This is a genomic window from Pseudooceanicola nanhaiensis (assembly GCF_020171315.1).
In the GTDB taxonomy this organism is placed as follows: Bacteria; Pseudomonadota; Alphaproteobacteria; order Rhodobacterales; family Rhodobacteraceae; genus Pseudooceanicola; species Pseudooceanicola nanhaiensis_A.
The window spans coordinates 457559-477003 of the sequence record NZ_JAIUZP010000006.1 but is presented as its reverse complement, the minus strand read 5'-3'; the positions used below and the strand labels follow the sequence as shown (position 1 = coordinate 477003).

Below are 19445 nucleotides of genomic sequence, written 5' to 3'. Positions count from 1 at the left end.
AGGGCGCTACCTAGCCCTGCGATCCCGAAGCCGCAGGAGAGACCATGGCCCGTCCAGACCAGATCGAGACCCGAGGCCGGCTGAGTGCCGACCGCGCCATGGCCGACCTGACGTGGCTGCGGGTGGGCGGCCCGGCGGACTGGCTGTTCCAGCCCGCGGACGAGGATGACCTTGCCGATTTCCTGCGCCAGCTCGACCCGGAAGTGCCTGTCTTCCCCATGGGCGTGGGCAGCAACCTGATCGTGCGCGACGGGGGGCTGCGCGGCGTGGTGATCCGTCTGGGGCGCGGTTTCAACGGGATCGTGGCCGAAGGGTCGCGGGTGACGGCCGGGGCGGCGGCGCTGGATGCCCACGTGGCCCGGCGCGCGGCAGAGGCGGGCGTGGACCTGACCTTCCTGCGCACGATCCCCGGCGCCATCGGCGGCGCGGTGCGGATGAACGCGGGCTGCTATGGCACCTACACGAAGGACGCCTTCGTCTCGGCCCGCGCCGTGACGCGGGCGGGGGAAATCGTGACGCTGAGCGGCGAGGACCTTGCCTTCCAGTACCGGCAGAGCGCGCTGCCCGAGGGCTGGGTGCTGACCGAGGTGGTGCTGGAAGGCCCGGCGGGCGACCCGGCCGAACTGGCCGCGCGGATGGAAGATCAGCTGGCCAAGCGCGACGCGACCCAGCCCACGAAGGACCGCACCGCGGGCTCCACCTTCCGCAATCCGGCGGGCTTTTCCTCGACCGGGCGGGCGGATGACGTACATGACCTTAAGGCGTGGAAACTGATCGACGACGCGGGGATGCGGGGGGCCATGATCGGCGGCGCGCAGATGAGCGAAAAACACTCCAACTTCCTGATCAATACGGGGGCAGCCACGGCCGCGGATCTGGAACAGCTGGGCGAGGAAGTGCGAAAAAGGGTTTTCCAAACCAGCGGTTTGCAGCTAGAGTGGGAAATCATGCGGATAGGTGAAGCCAAGGGCGACAGACCCGGCGACTGACCGCAGGCAGTAAGCTAAAGAAAAACCAACAAGGGCCGAAAATGGCCCGAAGACTTGAGGCACGGAATTGGGTTCGTCGAGCAGGACAAACCCCGACGTGGCGGCAGTGACAGAGTCCGGCGCACGCTTTGCGTGGCGCGGCGCGGCTCGCGTGAACGACGCCAATCGGGAAGAGGGGATGCACCGCGCAGCGGCCTGCATCCTGTCCGTCCGCGCCCAAGGGTCTGCCCCTGATGCGCGGAGGGCCCCATGGCTCAGCTGACCCGCCCCGTCCGTCACGATCCCGCGCCCTCCCTCTGGGCCTATCGCCTTGAACGGCTGATGCTGACCCCGGCGGTGCGCTTCTTCCTGCGCGCGGGGGTGCCCTTCCTGATCACGCTTGGCGCGACCTCGGCCTATCTGGGCGATCAGGACCGCCGCGACCAGGTCCTGCTGACGATCCACGAGCTGCGCGACAAGTTCGAGATGCGGCCCGAATTCATGGTCAAGCTGATGGCCGTCGAGGGCGCGTCCGCCAACGTGGAATCCGACATCCGCGAAGTCGCACAGCTCGACTTCCCGATGACCTCCTTCGACATCGACCTCGACACGCTGCAGCAGACGATCCTCGAGCTGCCGGCGGTCAAGGACGTGAGCCTTTTCATCCGCGCGGGCAACATCCTGCAGATCAACGTGATCGAGCGGCAGCCGGTGGTGCTGTGGCGCTCGCGCGACGGGCTCGACCTCGTGGACCGCGAAGGCGTGGTGGTGGGCGGTGTCTCGACCCGCGCCACCCGCGAGGACCTGCCGCTGATCGCCGGCGACGGTGCCCGCGATGCGGTGCCCGAGGCGCTGCGCATCCTGTCGGCCGCCGCGCCGCTCAAGGACCGCGTGCGGGGTCTCGTCCGGGTGGGCGAACGCCGCTGGGACCTGGTGCTGGACCGCGGGCAGCGGGTGCTGCTGCCGGTGGCCAAGCCGGTGCAGGCGCTGGAGCGGGTGATCGCGCTCGACGAGGCGCAGCAGCTTTTCGCAAGAGATTTGTCGTCGGTGGACATGCGGCTTGCCGCGCGCCCGACGATCCGAATGAACCAGGACGCCGTTGCCCATTGGTGGCTGAGCAAGGACATGTTGGTGGAGGCCGGACAGTAATGATGGATCTGTACGAGAGTCAGCGCGCGATGCGCAACATGCGGCGGGCTGCCATGCAGCGCGGGGTGGTTGCGATCCTCGACGTGGGCAGCTCCAAGATCGCCTGTCTCGTCCTGCGCTTCGACAATGCCGAGCGTGTGACCACCGGGGACGGGGTCGGCTCGCTGGCAGGGCAGGCGGGCTTTCGGGTGATCGGTGCCGCCACGACCCGCTCGCGCGGGGTGCGCTTCGGCGAGGTGGAGGCGATGCAGGAGGCCGAAAAGGCGATCCGCACCGCGATCCAGGCGGCGCAGAAGATGGCCAAGGTCCGTGTCGACCACGTGATTGCCTGTTTTTCGGGCGCCGGTCCGCGCAGCTATGGTCTGGCAGGTGAGGTCGAGCTTTCGGGCCAGATGGTCACCGAACAGGACGTGAGCCGCGTGCTGGCCGCCTGCGACGTGCCGGACTTCGGCGGCGGGCGCGAGGTGATCCACGCGCAGCCGGTGAACTTCGCCCTCGACCACCGCTCGGGCCTCTCTGATCCGCGGGGCCAGATGGGCAACCGTCTGGCGACCGACATGCACATGCTGACCGTGGATGCGGCGGCGGTGCAGAACCTCGTGCATTGCATCCACCGCTGCGACCTCGAACTCGCGGGCATCGCCTCCTCGGCCTATGTCACCGGCATCGCCTCGCTGGTGGAGGACGAACAGGAACTGGGCGCGGCCTGCATCGACATGGGGGGCGGGGCCACCGGCATCTCGATCTTCATGAAGAAGCACATGATCTATGCCGATGCGGTGCGCATGGGCGGCGATCACGTGACCGGCGACATCTCGATGGCGCTGCAAATCCCGCATGCCAATGCCGAACGGCTGAAAACCTTCTACGGCGGCGTCATCGCCACCGGCATGGACGACCGTGAGCAGATCGAGATCGGCGGCGAGACCGGCGATTGGGAACACGACCGCCGCACCGTCACCCGGGCCGAGCTGATCGGCGTCATGCGCCCGCGGGTCGAGGAGATCCTCGAAGAGGTGCGCTACCGTCTCGACGCGGCGGGCTTCGACCACCTGCCGAGCCAGCAGATCGTGCTGACCGGCGGCGCCAGCCAGATCCCCGGCCTCGACGGGTTGGCCAGCCGAATCCTCGGCCAGCAGGTCCGCCTTGGCCGTCCGCTGCGCGTCCACGGCCTGCCGCAGGCCGCCACCGGGCCGGGCTTTGCCTCTGCCGTGGGGATGTGTCTCTTTGCGGCGCACCCGCAGGACGAGTGGTGGGACTTCGATCTGCCCCACGATCGCTATCCCGCGCGGTCGCTGAAGCGGGCCGTCCGCTGGTTCAAAGAGAACTGGTAAACCCCATATCTGGAATAATCGGCAAAATCCCGCGAGTCCGCCCGGACTCGCGGCCATATTTTGTAGGGATTTCCTCTTTTTCGCGTGACGTCACTGCAACAGGTTGTTAAGATTATTCCTGATTAGGCAGAACAATCCCCGGGAATCTGGGGGCAACATCAGGCGGACAGAGCAATGACACTCAATCTTACGATGCCCGGTCACGAAGAACTGAAGCCCCGGATTACCGTGTTCGGTGTCGGTGGCGCAGGCGGCAACGCGGTCAACAACATGATCGAGAAGGCGCTCGACGGTGTCGACTTCGTGGTGGCCAATACCGACGCACAGGCTCTTCAGCAGAGCCGCGCGGAAGCCCGCGTTCAGCTGGGCGTGAAGATCACCGAAGGTCTGGGCGCAGGCGCCCGTGCCGCGGTCGGCGCAGCCGCCGCCGAAGAGAGCATCGAACAGATCGTCGATCACCTGGCCGGCGCGCACATGTGCTTCATCACCGCCGGTATGGGCGGTGGCACCGGCACCGGTGCAGCCCCGATCATCGCGCAGGCTGCCCGTGAACTGGGTGTTCTGACCGTCGGCGTCGTGACCAAGCCCTTCCAGTTCGAAGGCGCCAAGCGGATGCGCCAGGCGGAAGAGGGCGTCGAGGTCCTGCAGAAGGTCGTCGACACGCTCATCATCATTCCGAACCAGAACCTGTTCCGCCTCGCCAACGAGAAGACGACCTTCACCGAGGCCTTCTCGATGGCAGACAACGTCCTCTACCAGGGCGTCAAGGGCATCTCGGACCTGATGGTTCGCCCCGGCCTGATCAACCTCGACTTCGCCGACGTCCGCTCGGTCATGGACGAGATGGGCAAGGCCATGATGGGCACCGGCGAGGGCGAGGGCGACGAACGCGCGACCAAGGCGGCCGAACAAGCCATAGCGAACCCGCTGCTGGACGAGATCAGCCTGCGCGGTGCGAAGGGCGTTCTCATCAACATCACGGGCGGCAACGACCTGACGCTGTTCGAACTGGACGAAGCCGCGAACCGCATCCGCGAGGAAGTGGACCCGGACGCCAACATCATCGTCGGCTCGACGCTGGACACCACCATGGACGGGCGGATGCGCGTCTCGGTCGTGGCCACCGGCATCGACGCCTCCGAGAGCGTGCAGGACATCCCCGTCCCGCGCCGCAAACTGGCAGAACCGCTGCGCCAGCCCGAGGCTATCGAGGCCGAGGTCGTTCAGGAGGCCGCACCGGCCCCCGCACCGCAGCCCGTCGCACAGGCAGCCGCCCCGGTGGCCCGCGTCGAGGAAGAATACGAGCCCGAAGCGGATGAAGAGCCCTCGTTCTTCGACAGCTTCGAGCGTCAGGCAGAAGAGCCCCGTCCGGCGCCCCGCGCTGCCGCACAGGATCACCTGCCCGAGCCTGCCTATCGCCCGCAGCCCGTGCAGCAGGCGCCGGTCCACTACGAAGAGCCCGAGGCGGAGAACTTCGTCGCGCCCCGTCCGCGTCCCGCAGGCCAGCCCTCTCCCGAGGCGCTTGCCCGTCTGCAGCACGCGGTCGCCAAGGCACCCGCGCGTCCCGCGCAGGTTCCGGCACCCCAGCCCCGCGCAGCCGCTCCGGCGGCACCGCAGGGCGAACGCCGGGGTGGGTTCGGCCTCAACAACCTGATCAACCGGATGACCGGCCACAACGAGCAGCCCGCTGCTCCCGTCCGTCAGCCGGCGCCCAAGCCGCAGGCCCAGACCCGCGCACAGCCCAGCCTGCGCGCCCACGAAGCCGAGCCGGAAGAGCGTCACGACCCCGATCAGGAGCGGATCGAAATCCCCGCATTCCTGCGCCGTCAGGCCAACTGAGTGTTACACTCCGGGGTCACAAATGGCCCCGGACGTAGCGTCACACGCGATCAAAAGGCCGCCCTTCGAGGGCGGTCTTTTCTTTTGTATCAAGGGGTTGCATGGGGTGCGCCCGGGGATGCGCAGGGTTCCGCCACGGACGGGCCCGTATGTTGCAAACCGTTGCAAAGAGTGAGTTGAGGGTCTGCCCCCCACGTCTTACCTAGTGATCAGCGAATATGAACAGGCCGTTACCTTCAGCGCGCTTTATCCGTCCAGAACGTGAGAAAGCCACAGGTTTGCGGCCCCGGCCCGGGCAGGATGCCCCGCCGGTCCCGAACCGAAAGGGTAGACCCTTGCAAACGACGATCAAAGCTCCGGTCCGCTTCACGGGTGTCGGTCTGCATTCCGGCGCTCCTGTCCGGCTGACCATCCGCCCCGCGGCCGCGCATCATGGCATCTGGTTCCGCCGGACCGACATTGCCGTGGGCGACGCGCTGATCCCCGCCCGCTGGGACGTGGTGGAGCGGACCCCGCTCTGCACCAAGGTCGTGAACGGGGCAGGGGCCTCGCTCTCCACCGTGGAACACGTGATGGCGGCGCTCGCAGGCTGCGGCGTGACCAACGCCCTCGTGGAAGTTGACGGCCCCGAGGTTCCGATCCTCGACGGCTCCTCCGCGCCCTTCGTGCGTGGGATCCTCGCCCGTGGGCTTCAGCGTCAGGCCGCCCCGGTGCGCGCCTTCGAAGTGCTGAAGACGGTCGAGGTTCGCAATGGCGAGGCCTGGGCCCGTCTGGAGCCGGGCAAGGCACTGGAGATTTCCTTCCACATCGATTTCCCCGATGCGGCCATCGGCGTGCAGGACAAGGTCCTGACCATGTCGAACGGCACCTTCGTGCGCGAGCTTTGCGATGCCCGCACCTTCTGCCGCCAGTCGGACGTGGACGCGATGCGCGCGCAGGGCCTTGCCCTCGGCGGCACGCTGGACAACGCCGTGGTGGTGGATGGTGACCGTATCCTCAGCCCCGGTGGCCTGCGCCACACGGACGAGGCCGTGCGCCACAAGATGCTCGACGCGCTTGGCGATCTCTTCATGGCCGGCGCGCCCCTGCTGGGCCGCTACACCGGCTACCGCGCGGGCCACAGCCTGACCAACACGCTGCTGCGCGCCGCCTTTGCGGAACCGGGCGCCCTGCGGATGGTCACCTGCTCGGCCGACCAGATGGCACAGCTGCCCGGTGCCGGTGTGCACATGGACGAAATTCCCGCTGTCGCCTGACGCATTCGTGACAGGGCCCGGACGGCAAAAGACGACAGGAAAACCGGCCTTCAGGGGCCGGTTTTCTGCATTCAGGGCGGACAGATGCGGGGATTTGACCGATCGCGCCGCCTGTGCCCCCGGACGCCCTTTCCGCCTTGCCGAGACCGGCGGTGCAGGATACTCCATAGGCGTTTTGCACCGGAATTTTTCTGTGCTAGACCCGAATGAACGGCAGGGCCAAGCCACGGCCCCGCTCGATGACAAGGACGGCAAGAGGGTGAGAGCAAGCATGACAGGCGTCGGTTCCAAAGGCCGCGGCGTGATGAAGCTGGCAGGGCCGCTCCTCCTCGCGGCATTCCTGGCAGGCTGTGGCAATGGCGGCGGCACCGTCGACTCGCTGCCGCTGGAGACCTACACCGCCGAACAGATCTACGAGCGCGGCGAGTTCGAAATGGACCGCAACCGCTATGGCGATGCCGCCGATTTCTTCGGCGAGGTCGAGCGGCTCTATCCCTATTCGGAATGGGCCAAGCGCGCGCTGATCATGCAGGCCTTTGCCCAGCATCAGGGCAAGAACTACGAGGAAAGCCGCTCCGCTGCGCAGCGCTACCTCGATTTCTACCCGACCGAAGAAGACGCCGCCTATGCCCAGTACCTGCTGGCGCTGTCCTATTATGACCAGATCGACGAAGTCGGCCGCGACCAGGGCCTGACCTTCCAGGCGCTTCAGGCACTGCGCGCGGTGATCGAGAAGTATCCCGACAGCGACTATGCCCGCTCGGCGATCCTGAAATTCGACCTCGCCTTCGACCACCTCGCGTCGAAGGAAATGGAGATCGGCCGCTACTATCTGAAGAAGCAGCATTACACCGCCGCGGTGAACCGCTTCCGCGTTGTGGTGGAGGACTTCCAGACCACCACCCACACCGCCGAAGCCCTGCACCGTCTGGTGGAAGCCTACCTGTCGCTGGGCCTCGTGGCAGAGGCACAGACCGCGGGCGCGATCCTCGGCTACAACTTCCAGTCCACGGAATGGTACGAGGCGAGCTACAACCTGCTGACCGGCAAGGGTCTGAAGCCCGAGGTGATCGGTGACAGCTGGCTGGCACAGGTCTATCGCCAGATGCTGCGCGGCGAATGGCTGTAACGAACGGGGCGCGGCGCCGCATGGCGCTGCCGCTGGCCTTTAGGGAGTAAGACCACGGATGCTGCGCGGTCTTGAGATCCGTGACATGCTGATCATCGACCGGCTGGAGCTTGACTTCCAGCCCGGTCTGAACGTGCTGACCGGCGAGACCGGGGCCGGCAAATCCATTCTTCTCGACAGTCTCGGCTTTGTCCTCGGCTGGCGCGGCCGCGCAGACCTCGTGCGGCAGGGCGCCGAGCAGGGGGAGGTGACCGCGGTCTTCGACCTGCCTGCCGATCACCCCGGCCGCGCCGTGCTGGAAGAGGCAGGCCTGCCCGCGGGCGAAGAGCTGATCCTGCGCCGGGTGAACCGCTCCGACGGACGCAAGACCGCGTGGATCAACGACCGGCGCGCCAGCGGCGAGGTGCTGCGCGCCCTGTCCGAGACGCTGGTCGAACTGCACGGCCAGCACGATGACCGGGGGCTTCTGAACCCGCGCGGCCACCTTGCCCTGCTCGACGAATTCGCCGCCACCGGCGTGCTGCGCTCGGACGTGCGGGGGGCGTGGCGCGGGCTGTCGCAGGCGCGCCGCGCGCTGGAGGCCGCGCAGCTGGCGCTGGACGAGGTGAAGGCCGAGGAAGACTTCCTGCGCCATGCGGTGGGGGAGCTGGACAAGCTCGACCCGCAGCCGGGCGAGGAGGCAGAGCTCGACGCCCGCCGCCGGATCATGCAGGGCGCCGAACGGGTCCGCGAGGACGTCGCCCGGGCACATCAGGCGCTCAGCAACGACGGGGCCGAGGGCGCCATGGGCGATGCGCTGCGGTGGCTGGAAGGGGCCTCCGACCGGGTCGAGGGCCGTCTGGACGAACCGCTGGCCGCCCTTGGCCGGGCGATGGCCGAACTGGCCGATGCCGCCGACGGTGTGGAACGCTGCCTCGAGGCGCTCGACTTCGACCCCATCGACCTAGAGCGCACCGAGGAGCGGCTCTTCGAGATCCGCGGGCTGGCGCGCAAGCATGGCGTGGCCCCGGACGAGCTGGCGGCCTTCGCCGACGACCTGCGCGGCAAGCTCTCGGCGCTGGATCGCGGGGCCGACGACATCGAGGGGCTGCGCCGGGATCTGGCCGGGGCAGAGGCCGTCTACGACACGGCCGCGGCAGCGCTGTCAAAGGCGCGGGCCGAGGCTGCGGGCAAGCTGGACGCCGCCGTCGAGGGTGAGCTTGCGCCGCTCAAGATGGAACGCGCCCGCTTCGTGACTGAACTGACCGAGGCCCCCGCAGGCCCCGAGGGGCGGGACGAGGCCGCCTTCATGGTGGCGACGAACCCCGGTGCCCCTGCGGGCCCGATCGCCAAGATCGCCTCTGGCGGGGAACTGTCGCGCTTCCTGCTGGCGCTGAAGGTCTGCCTTGCCGCGCCTGACCGCTCCGCCACGATGATCTTTGACGAGATCGACCGCGGCGTCGGCGGCGCCACCGCGGATGCGGTGGGGCGTCGTCTGGCGGCGCTCGCCACCAGCGGGCAGGTTCTGGTCGTCACCCATTCGCCGCAGGTCGCGGCCCTTGGCGCGCATCACTGGCGGGTGGAGAAGAAGGTGACCGAGGGGCAGACCCTGTCCTCTGTCGTGCCTCTGGACCGGGGCGAGCGCGTCGACGAGATCGCGCGGATGATTTCCGGCGACCGGATCACCGAGGAAGCCCGCGCGGCCGCGCAGAGTCTGCTGGCCTGACGCCGCGCAATTGTCTGATATCTTGGGGAGTTTCGAAGCGCCCGGAGCGATCACGATCGGTTCGGGCCAAGGAGCGCCCCGTGGGAGGCGGCCCGGACCCGAACCCACACAACCACAGCACCACTTAACGATTCCATTATAAATATTCTCAGTTTGGGAATCATACCCCAAACAGGGTAAACGACGCCTTTTCGCGTCAAATCTCGCTCAAGCGTTGCCGAAGAGCGGCAGAATATCCCTCCAGCGGGAGAAAAAGAGCAGCTGACCGGTGCCTGCGACCGTGATGTAGCGCGCGCCGGGGAAAGCGGCGGCGCGGTTTGCCACCGTCTCGGGCGGCATCATCGAATCCTGATCGCCATACATCACCGTGACGGGCACCGTGGAGAGGAGGCTGCGCAGCTCGGCGCTCCAGTCGCAGCCGTGGGTTGCGATCACATCGTCGATGAACGCCTCGATGGACGCCCGCTCGCGCGACATGGTGGCCTCGGTGCCCACGGTGATGGCCTCCTGCGTCTCCGGCGCCTGCAGGACGCCGAGGTCATCGGCAGAGGCCCCGAAGAAGAGCCGCATCGCCGGCAGCTTGCCGATGCAGCGCGACATGGCGAAGGTGCCGCGGACCATGTCGGGCAGCAGGTCCGGCGTGTAGCGTGCGCTGCTCTGGATAAAGCGCGGCCAGCGGGCCATGCGGGTATATTGTTCGGCACAGCACAGCGGCAGCAGCGCGGCCAGCCCCACGACCTGATCGAGGCACCCGGGCCGCAGGCCGTGCAGCAGGGCGATGAAGTAGAGATCGTTGTGCTGGCACAGCACCGACACGCGGTCGAGCTCGAGGGCGTCGATCAGGGCGGCGAGGTCCTGGGCCACGGTTTCGCCCCGGGGCGCCTCCGGGGGCAGGGGGCAGGAGCCGCCGAAGCCCGCGCGCAGGGGCACGATCACCCGCAGGCCCTGCGCGGCGGCGGCAGCCTCGGCCTCGGCGGGCCAGCGGCAGAGCGTGATCAGCCCCGGGCTGTAGAGCACGGGCCGCCCGGCCGGGTCGCCGAATTCGAGGTATTCCATCCGCCGCCCGTCGGGCAGGCGCAGCACCCGGAACAGGCGGTCCTCCAGCAGGTGGATGCCGCGGCTGACGCGCGGCTGATGGTCGAGCCGCGCCTCCGGCGGGGCGGTCTCGACGGTGGAGAGCGTGAGGCGGACCAGCTCGGGCTGGCTGCGGGTCTCTGTCTTCTGTTGCAGCGCCTTCACCTGCGCCCGCACGGTCTGGACCGACCGGCCCCGCTGGGTGGCGATCTCGTTGACCGATTGCCCCGCCGCGAGCGAGCGCAGCACCGCGTATTCCGCGGGCGTCAGGCCAAAGGCGGTCTGCATCATGTCGGCGTGGCTCTCGGGCCAGCGAAGCAGCGAGGTGACGACCATCACGTAGTCGGGGCGCGGCTGGGTGCCGGGGGGCTGGCGCTCCGGGTCGGGGAAGACGGGGCGCAGGTTCAGAAGGATCGTGCCGAAGGTCCGCGGATGGCGGATGCGCAGCGTCCGGGCCTGTGCATCGGGGCTGGCCAGCAGCAGGCGGACCTCGGCGGCAAGGGCGCGGCAATCCTCGGGCAGCAGCGGGAAATCCCGCAGCGCGGTTCCCAGCGGCAGGGACAGCACGCCGTCGGCGGCGGCATTCATGGCGCTGATCCGCAGGGCGGCGTCCAGCGTGAAGGCGATGGAGACGGTGATCCGCGACAGGGCGAGGTGATCCTCGCGCGGGCGGCGCTGCACCCGGTCACTGCCGAGCAGGCGGGTCAGCCGGGCAAAATGCGCGGCAAAGTCCGGGCCGGGGACGTGGACATGGCTCCAGCCCGGGGCCTGCGCCTGCAAGGGCGCCACCAGCCGGTTCCACGCATCCAGCACCCCGTCATAGAGCGCCGGGTCTTCGGCGACGGCATAGAGTCGATCCAGGATCTCGTCCTGTAGCCGGTACGACGGAGCGTCCTCGGCCTCCATCGTCATGAACGTCATCGGTGTGCATGGCATCGGTGACAGCCTCCCAAGGGACCTTTCGGTCGTGCTCCGGGCGTCCGCGCGGTGGCGCGGACGGTCCGGGGCGGCACCCCCTCCCCGGGTGCCACGGTGCAGCATAGCCCACATGCGCGCCTCCGGGGAACGATTCCGCGCGGCTGCCTGTTTTTGAGGCGGTACGGGCGGGTGTACCGAAGGCGCGGCTGTGGGCGGCCGCGTCGCTCAGTCCGCGGCGGGCTGGGGCACCAGCTTGCCGGGGTTCAGGATGTTGAGCGGGTCGAGCGCGGTCTTGATCGCGCCCATGGCCGCCCATGTCTCGCCGTGCTCGCGGTCCATGTAGCCCAGTTTGCCCACGCCCACGCCATGTTCGCCCGAGATCGTGCCGCCAAAGCTCAGCGCCAGTTCCACCAGCCGCTCCGAGGCGGCCTTGACCTTGGCGGTTTCCTCGGCGTCCGCGGGATCGTGCAGCAGGATGGCGTGGAAGTTGCCGTCGCCCACGTGGCCGAGGATCGGCCCGTCGACGCCCGCCGCCTCAAGGTCGCTGCGGGTGGCGTTCACGGCCTCGGCCAGACGCGAGATCGGCACGCAGATGTCGGTCACGATGGCCCGTGCGCCGGGCCGTGCCGCGAGGATCGCCCAGTAGGCGGTGTGCCGCATGTGCCAGAGCGCCTTGCGGTCCTCGGGGCGGGTGGCCCATTCGAAGCCGGTGCCGCCGTGATCCGCGACGATCTCGCCGAAGGTTTCGGCCTGTTCCTTGGCACCGGCGTCGGAGCCGTGGAATTCCACCATCAGGTGCGGCATCGGCGGCAGGGTGGTGCCGGAATAGGCGTTCACGGCCTGCACGGTCTCGGTGTCGATGAACTCGATCCGGGCCATCGGCAGGCCCAGCTGGATGGTGTCGATCACCGTCTCCACCGCGTCCTCGATCCGGGGGAAGGCGCAGACGGCTGCGGTGGTCGCCTCGGGCTGGCCATAGAGCCGCAGCGTCAGCTCGGAGATCAGGCCCAGCGTGCCTTCGGAGCCCACGAAGAGGCCTGTCATGTCATAGCCGGCAGAGGACTTCCGCGCCCGGCTGCCGGTGCGGATCACCCGGCCGTCCGCAAGGACGACCTGCATCCCCAGCACGTTTGTGCGCATCGTGCCGTAGCGCACGGCGGTGGTGCCGCTGGCGCGTGTCGCGGCCATGCCGCCGAGGGACGCATTCGCGCCCGGGTCGATCGGGAAGAAGAGGCCGGTGGCGCGCAGCTCCTCGTTCAGGGCCTCGCGGGTCACGCCGGGCTGGACGCGCACGTCCATGTCGGCGTCGTTCACCTCGAGGATGCGGTTCATCCGGCTGAAGTCCACCACGAGGCCGCCCTGCGTGGCCTGTGCCTGCGCCTCCAGCGAGGTGCCCGCGCCGAAGCCCACCACGGGGCAGCGGTGGCGCGAACAAATCCGCATGATTTCCTGCACCTGCTCGACCGTCTCGGGGTAGGCGACCGCATCGGGAGGCGTTTCCGGGAAATGGCTCTCTGAGCGCCCGTGATTGTCCAGATCGGACTTGGAGCGGCTGAGGGCTTGGCCTAGAAAGCCAGAGAGTTCGGTCAATGCATCTTCAATTGCCATCGGGGTCCCCTGATCGGTCAGCGTGCGGACCCTATTCCATGGCGCGGCAAACCGGAAGGCCGGGGGGCCGCAGACGGTACGGAAACGGAAGAGATACGGGAAGAGAATGCGCGAGCCTCTCACGCGGGTGATGGATCAGGCCTATGCGACCTGTCGCAGCGGCTGGTCCGTGGTGCGGATGCGGGGCCCGGGGCAGTTCCTGTTCTGGCTGATCGCGCTCTGCATCGGGATCGCCTCGGGCCTCGCGGCGCTTGGCTTCCGCAAGGGGATCGAAGAGCTTCAGCACTGGCTCTACCACGCCGAAGAGCACGAGATGATCTACCGCGCCGCCTCGCAGCTGCCGTGGTACTGGGTGCTGCTGCTGCCGGTGGCGGGCGGCCTGGTGGTCGGCGTCATCCTCGACCGGTTCACGCCTGACGGGCGCGCCCGCTCGGTCGCCGACGTGATCCAGGGCACCGCCATGAACGACGGCCGGGTCGAGGTGAAGGCCGGGCTTGCCTCCGCCGTGGCCTCGCTGCTGACGCTGGGTTCGGGCGGCTCCTCGGGGCGGGAGGGGCCGGTGGTGCACCTTGCCGCGACCATGGCCACTTGGGTCAACGACCGGATGCATTTCTCGGGCATCACCGCGCGCGACATGCTGGGCTGCGCCGTGGCGGCGGCGGTCTCGGCCTCGTTCAACGCGCCGATCGCGGGGGCGCTCTTCGCGCTGGAGGTGGTGCTGCGCCACTTCGCCATCCATGCCTTCGCGCCGATCGTCATCGCCTCGGTCGCGGGCACGGTGATCAACCGGCTGGAATATGGCGGCGTGGCGGAATTCTCGCTGCCGCCGGAATCGATCCTTCAGTTCTACGAGGAACTGCCCGCCTTCCTGCTGCTCGGCGCGGTCTGCGGCGTGGTGGCAGGCGTGCTGATGCTCTCGATCTTCTGGGCCGAGGATTTCGCCAACTTCGTGCAGCGCGCCACCCGGATGCCCCGCTGGCTGCGCCCGGCCTGTGCCGGGCTGCTGCTGGGGGCGCTGGCGATCTATTTCCCGCACATCATCGGCGTGGGCTATGGCACCACGGCGGCGGCAATCACCGGCAAGCTGCTGCTGGGGGAGGCGATGCTCTTTGCCGTGCTCAAGGTGATCGCCGTGGCGATCACGCTGGGCGGGCGCATGGGGGGCGGGGTCTTCTCGCCCTCGCTCATGGTGGGCGGGTTGACGGGGCTGGCCTTCGGCATCATCGCCACCGGCATCTTCCCCGAGAACTCGGGCTCCGCCACGCTCTATGCCCTCGCCGGCATGGGCGGGGTGGCGGCGGCGGTGCTCGGCGCGCCGATCTCCACCACGCTGATCATCTTCGAGCTGACGGGAGACTGGGCCACCGGCCTCGCGGTGATGGTCACGGTCTCGATTTCCACCGCGCTCGGCACGCGGATGGTGGATCGCTCCTTCTTCCTGACCCAGCTGGAGCGGCGCAACATCCACCTCGCCGCCGGGCCGCAGGCCTATCTGCTCGCCATGTTCCGCGCACAGGGCGTGATGCGCCCGGACGGCACGCCCGGCGCCGCTCCGGCCGAGCCCTGCTGGAAGATGATCGAGGCCGGCACCTACCTCGACGCAACTGCCACGCTTGAAACCGCCCTGCCGGTCTTCGACCGCACCGGGGCCGCCTTCCTGCCGGTGGTGCAGCTGCGCGGCGCGGACCAGCCGCCCGAGCTGATCGGGGCGCTCTTCCACGTCGACGCGCTCAAGGCCTACAACCGCGCCCTCGCCGCCACGGCGGCGGAAGAGCACAGCTGATCCCATCCACTGTTCCGAAATATCCTCGGGGGACGGCCCGCAGGGCCGGGGGGCAGACAGCCCCCTACGACCTTGCCGCATTGCGCTATGGGGCAGGCTCTTGATGCACGATCGCACCAAGGGCTTGGACGTAACTTCCAAGGGATGCCCCGCCCGGCCTCTGGCCGGGCAGCGTCGTCCCGCTCCCATGGGGCGGCGCGTTCGCGCCACCCTGCGGAACGGCGCTGCCCTTCTCGGTCATCTCAATGCCGGAATAGAAACGCGCCCGTCATGGGGCATCTCAGAACGCCTCAAAACAAAAGGGGCCCCGCAAGGCCCCTCCACCGCCCGACGGCGTGCCTGTCAGACCAGATCAGATCTGCTCGACCGTCACAAACTCCGACCCGTAGAAGGCCACGTGCCCGGCGATCCGCGCCACGTCGTCCAGCGGCGCCTCGTAAGACCAGGCCGCATTCTCGATCTCGCCGCTCTTGGTGTGGATCGTGTAATGCACCGCCGCGCCCTTCTTGGCGCAGGTGGTGACGTGATCCGTCGCCTCGAGGAAGGCCATGGCGATGTCCTCCCGCGGGAAGTAGACGACCATGGGCAGTTCGCCTTCGTAAAGCGCCAGGGCTTCGCGGCTTTCGGCCAGGACGGCGCCGCCCGCGCGCACGGACCAGATGCCGTCCGCCTTGATGATGGTGATATCGCTCATGTCTTCAAATCCTCCGCGGCTGGTCCCGTGGTGACCCCTCAACGTAACAGTGTCTTGACGGTGGCACGGCGCGGATGCGGTCAGGCGGCCTGACGGCGCGCCCGGATCACCCGAGCGGGGCCGTGGCGGCAGACAACCACAAAGCGGTCTCCGCGTCCACCCGGGGAGCCAGTTTGTCGCGGCAGAGCCGGTGGTAGCCATCGACCCAGGCCCGCTCCTCCGCGTCGAGCAGGGCAAGGTCGATCAGCCGCCGCTCGATCGGCACCCAGGTGATGGTCTCGAAATCGAGCATGTCGCGATCGTCCGCCCCGGCCAGGTCTCCGGCCTTGCGCACCACCAGAAGGTTCTCGATCCGGATGCCGAAGGCGCCCTCACGGTAATAGCCCGGCTCGTTGGAGAGGATCATCCCCTCGCGCAGCGCCACGTCGCTGATCCGAGACAGCCGCTGCGGCCCCTCGTGCACGCAGAGATAGGTGCCGACGCCATGGCCGGTGCCGTGGTCGTAATCCAGCCCGGCCAGCCACAGCGGGTAGCGGGCAAGCGCATCGAGATGCTGCCCCGCGATGCCGCGCGGGAAGCGCGCCCGGCTCATGGCGATCATGCCCTTGAGGACACGGGTGAAGCAGGCCTTCTCCTCGGCGCCTGCGGCGCCCACCACGAGGGTGCGGGTGATGTCCGTGGTGCCGTCGAGGTACTGGCCGCCGCTGTCCACGACGATCAGGTCGCCTTCGCGGAGCTGGCGGTTGCTCTCCACGCTGACCCGGTAATGGGGCAGGGCGCCATGGGGCCCGGCGCCCGCGATCGTGTCGAAGGAGATCTCCAGCAGCATGTTGGTGTCGCGCCGGAAGCCCTCCAGCGCGGTGACGAGGTCGATCTCGGTGAGGGCGGGCTGCTCGGCGGCCTCGAACCACGCGAGGAAGCGGCACATGGCGGCGGCGTCCCGCAGATGCGCCTCGCGGGTGCCCGCGATCTCGGTGGCGTTCTTGCAGGCCTTGGGCAGCTTGCAGGGGTCTTCCCCCAGCAGCACGGAGGCGCCCGCCGCCTGCAACCGGTCCTGCACCCAGACCGGCGCACTGCCCCGGTCGAGGAGCACCGGGCCATCAAGGCTGTCGAGCCGCGCCCCGAAGGCACCGGTGTCGAGCAGCGTCACCGTGGCGCCCAGATGCTCACGCAGCGCGGCGTCGCATTTTCCGGGCGCGGCGATCAGGTCCACCTGGCCCTCTGCATGGAGCACGGCAAAGCAATGCGGCACCGGGTTGCGGGCGATATCCGTGCCCCGGATGTTGAGCAGCCAGGCGATCGAGTCGGGCAGGGTCAGCACGGCAGCCCTGGCCCCCTGCGCGGCGATCTGGCGGCCAAGGCGCGCAGCCTTGTCGGCCGCAGGCTCGCCCGCGAACTCCAGCGGATAGGGGGTGATCGGCGCCATCGGCGGGGCGGGCTGGTCGTCCCAGATCGCATCCACCGGGTTCGCCACGGGCCTCAAGGTGATCCCGCTGCCCGCAAGGCCGGCTTCCAGCCGGGCGATCTCGTCCACCGCATGGAGCCAGGGGTCGAAGCCGATCACGGCCGCGCCAGTCGCGTTTTCGCGCAGCCAGTCGGCGGGGCGGGTCTCGGGCCAATGCACGGGGGTAAAGACGCCGGCCGCCACCTGCTCCTTCACCTGAACCCGGTAGCGCCCGTCGATGAAGACGCCCGCCACCTCGGGCAGCACGATGCAGAACCCGGCCGATCCGGTGAAGCCCGTCAGCCAGGCCAGCCGCTCGTCATGGGGCGCCACGTATTCGCCCTGGTGGGCATCGGCGCGCGGCACGATGAACCCGGTGAGCCCCTGGCGCGCCAGCTCGGCCCGCAGCGCCGTCAGCCGGGGCGGCCCCTGTTCGGGCGAGGAGGGGCTGTCGAAGCTCTGGAACATGTCGCGGGCCATGGCGGTGCCTTTCCGAATTGCGCGCCTGCGGCGCACGTCCTTGTTGGTCCCCGTGCGGGGCACGGGGACGGGCCTCCGGCGGGGATATTTGAGGGCAAGAAAATGCGGGGTGCCCTCATTTTCTTGCCGGAAATATCCCGGGGTCCGGGGCAGCGCCCCGGGGCCTCGGCCGGGCGGGCCGTCAGCTGACCTTGCGCATCCCCAGCACCCGGGCGCGGGCGCGCGGATCGGTGTCGAAGAGCCCTGCGAGCTGTTCGGTCATGGCACCCGCCAGCTGGTCCACGTCGGTGATCGTCACGGCGCGGTCGTAGTAGCGGGTCACGTCGTGGCCGATGCCGATGGCCAGCAGTTCCACCGCCTTGCGCTTCTCGATCATGGCGATCACGTCGCGCAGGTGCTTTTCGAGGAAGTTGGCCGGGTTCACCGAGAGCGTCGAATCGTCCACCGGAGCCCCGTCGGAGATCACCATGAGGATTTTGCGGACCTCGCGGCGGTTCACCATCCGGCGGTGCGCCCATTCCAGCGCCTCGCCGTCGATGTTCTCCTTCAGGAGGCCTTCCTTCATCATCAGCCCGAGGTTCGGGCGCGCGCGGCGCCAGGGCGCATCGGCGCTCTTGTAGACGATGTGGCGCAGGTCGTTCAGGCGGCCGGGCTGCTGCGGACGGCCGTCCTGCAGCCACTTCTCGCGGCTCTGCCCGCCTTTCCACGCGCGGGTGGTGAAGCCGAGGATCTCGACCTTCACGTTGCAGCGCTCCAGCGTCCGGGCCAGCACGTCGGCACAGATCGCCGCGATCGAGATCGGGCGGCCGCGCATCGAGCCGGAGTTGTCGAGCAGCAGCGTCACCACGGTGTCGCGGAACTCGGTGTCCTTCTCGATCTTGAAGGAGAGCGGCGTGGTCGGGTTGGCCACCACGCGCGCGAGGCGACCCGCGTCGAGGATGCCTTCCTCGCGGTCGAATTCCCACGAGCGGTTCTGCTGTGCCTGAAGACGGCGCTGCAGCTTGTTCGCCAGCCGCGACACCGCGCCTTTCAGCGGGTCGAGCTGCTGGTCGAGGTAGGCGCGCAGGCGCTCCAGCTCATCGGGGTCGGCCAGTTCCTCGGCGAGGACTTCCTCGTCGAAGGAGGCATCGTAGACCGTGTAATTCGGATCGGCGTCGGAGACGGGCTGCGGGGCGGGGGGCTCCAGCGGGGCCTCGCCCTCGGGCATCTCGGCCTCTTCGGACATCTCCTCGTCGGCCATGTCGTCCATGGAGACCTGCGCCTCGGAGCTGTCCTGCTGCTCCTCCTGGCTCTGCTCCGGGGAGGCGTCGCTTTCGGGATCCTGATCCTCGTCCTGCCCGGTGCTATCCGGCTCCTCGTCGTCGTTGCCGCCCTGGTCCTCGGCCTCGTCCGCGGCCTCGTCATCGGTGCCGTCCGGGTCCTCGCCCAGCTGGTCGCCATAGCCGAGGTCCTCGATGATGCGGCGGGCGAAGCGGGCGAAGGCCTGCTGGTCCGAGAGCATCTCCTGCAGGTCTTCCAGCGTCGCGCCGGCCTGTTCCTCGATGAAGGGCCGCCACAGTTCCATGACGTTCTGCGCGCCCTCGGGCATCTCGCGCCCGGTGGCGAGGTGGCGGATCAGGTAGCCCGCGGCCACCGGCAGGGGCGCATCGGCGGCCTGCTTGATCTGGTCATAGCCCATGCGCCGGGCCTCGGCGCCGATCTTGGCGTCGATGTTCTTGGCGGTGCCGGGCATGTCGCGGGCGCCCATGGCCTCGCAGCGGGCGGTTTCCATCGCCTCGTAGAGGTCGCGCGCCATCTGGCCCGGGGGGGCGTATTTCGTATGCGTCGCCGCATCGTGGTAGCGGTGGTGCAGCGCGAGCGCATCGGCGGCACCACGAGCCTGCAGGACCTCGTCCTTGGTCATGCGGCGGCTGACCTGCGGCAGGCGGATCGTGTCGGCGGTCTTGCCCGAGGGGTCGACCGAATAATTCACCGTCAGCTCCGGATCGTTGGCCATGACCTTGGTGGCCTCGGCGAGCGCCTTCTTGAACGGATCTGCGGGGTTGTCGGTGGGCTTGCTCATGG

At 68.7% G+C, this 19445-nt stretch carries 13 protein-coding genes; 8 read left to right on the top strand and 5 right to left on the bottom strand.

What is annotated here, in order from left to right; all coding sequences use genetic code 11:
- The first annotated feature begins 44 nt into the window (after nucleotides 1–44).
- The 7 genes from murB to recN all read left to right on the top strand — a co-directional run bounded on the left by murB (nucleotide 45) and on the right by recN (nucleotide 9380).
- Nucleotides 45–989: a UDP-N-acetylmuramate dehydrogenase gene (gene murB / locus LCM32_RS12225; protein ID WP_224821347.1), complete on the top strand. Its 945-nt coding sequence runs from the start codon at nucleotides 45–47 to the stop codon at nucleotides 987–989.
- Between the two features lie 249 nt (nucleotides 990–1238).
- Nucleotides 1239–2117, top strand: coding sequence for a cell division protein FtsQ/DivIB (locus LCM32_RS12220; protein ID WP_224821346.1), 879 nt, complete (start codon nucleotides 1239–1241; stop codon nucleotides 2115–2117).
- Complete coding sequence (gene ftsA, locus LCM32_RS12215; protein ID WP_224821345.1) at nucleotides 2117–3451, top strand: cell division protein FtsA; 1335 nt, start codon at nucleotides 2117–2119, stop codon at nucleotides 3449–3451. The genes LCM32_RS12220 and ftsA overlap by 1 nt, the downstream gene beginning before the upstream one ends.
- Nucleotides 3452–3625: 174 nt before the next feature.
- A complete protein-coding gene (ftsZ, locus tag LCM32_RS12210; protein ID WP_224821344.1) occupies nucleotides 3626–5290 on the top strand; it encodes a cell division protein FtsZ in 1665 nt (554 codons plus the stop codon).
- A gap of 335 nt (nucleotides 5291–5625) precedes the next feature.
- A complete protein-coding gene (gene lpxC / locus LCM32_RS12205) occupies nucleotides 5626–6546 on the top strand; it encodes a UDP-3-O-acyl-N-acetylglucosamine deacetylase (RefSeq protein WP_224821343.1) in 921 nt (306 codons plus the stop codon).
- 271 nt (nucleotides 6547–6817) lie between these two features.
- The gene (locus tag LCM32_RS12200) at nucleotides 6818–7675 is read left to right on the top strand and encodes an outer membrane protein assembly factor BamD (protein ID WP_224821342.1); all 858 of its coding nucleotides are present in this window, start codon (nucleotides 6818–6820) and stop codon (nucleotides 7673–7675) included.
- A gap of 58 nt (nucleotides 7676–7733) precedes the next feature.
- Nucleotides 7734–9380: a DNA repair protein RecN gene (recN, locus tag LCM32_RS12195; protein ID WP_224821341.1), complete on the top strand. Its 1647-nt coding sequence runs from the start codon at nucleotides 7734–7736 to the stop codon at nucleotides 9378–9380.
- A gap of 207 nt (nucleotides 9381–9587) precedes the next feature.
- On the opposite strand, the gene LCM32_RS12190 is transcribed toward recN, so the two are convergent.
- Both LCM32_RS12190 and LCM32_RS12185 read right to left on the bottom strand, forming a co-directional pair.
- A complete protein-coding gene (locus tag LCM32_RS12190; protein WP_224821340.1) occupies nucleotides 9588–11375 on the bottom strand; it encodes a LuxR C-terminal-related transcriptional regulator in 1788 nt (595 codons plus the stop codon).
- A gap of 222 nt (nucleotides 11376–11597) precedes the next feature.
- Nucleotides 11598–12980, bottom strand: a complete 1383-nt coding sequence (locus tag LCM32_RS12185; RefSeq protein ID WP_224821339.1) for an FAD-binding oxidoreductase — start codon at nucleotides 12978–12980, stop codon at nucleotides 11598–11600.
- A gap of 106 nt (nucleotides 12981–13086) precedes the next feature.
- On the opposite strand from LCM32_RS12185, the gene LCM32_RS12180 reads away from it, so the two are divergent.
- A complete protein-coding gene (locus LCM32_RS12180) occupies nucleotides 13087–14763 on the top strand; it encodes a chloride channel protein (RefSeq protein WP_318246191.1) in 1677 nt (558 codons plus the stop codon).
- A gap of 352 nt (nucleotides 14764–15115) precedes the next feature.
- Here LCM32_RS12180 and LCM32_RS12175 read toward each other — a convergent pair whose 3' ends face one another.
- The 3 genes from LCM32_RS12175 to cobT form a co-directional block, all read right to left on the bottom strand.
- Nucleotides 15116–15457: a DUF427 domain-containing protein gene (locus LCM32_RS12175; RefSeq protein WP_224821338.1), complete on the bottom strand. Its 342-nt coding sequence runs from the start codon at nucleotides 15455–15457 to the stop codon at nucleotides 15116–15118.
- A 106-nt stretch (nucleotides 15458–15563) separates the two neighbouring features.
- Nucleotides 15564–17369: an aminopeptidase P family protein gene (locus LCM32_RS12170; RefSeq protein WP_224821397.1), complete on the bottom strand. Its 1806-nt coding sequence runs from the start codon at nucleotides 17367–17369 to the stop codon at nucleotides 15564–15566.
- Between the two features lie 193 nt (nucleotides 17370–17562).
- Entirely contained in the window at nucleotides 17563–19443 is a 1881-nt protein-coding gene (gene cobT / locus LCM32_RS12165; protein WP_224821337.1) for a cobaltochelatase subunit CobT, read from the bottom strand.
- Between the last annotated feature and the right edge of the window lie 2 nt (nucleotides 19444–19445).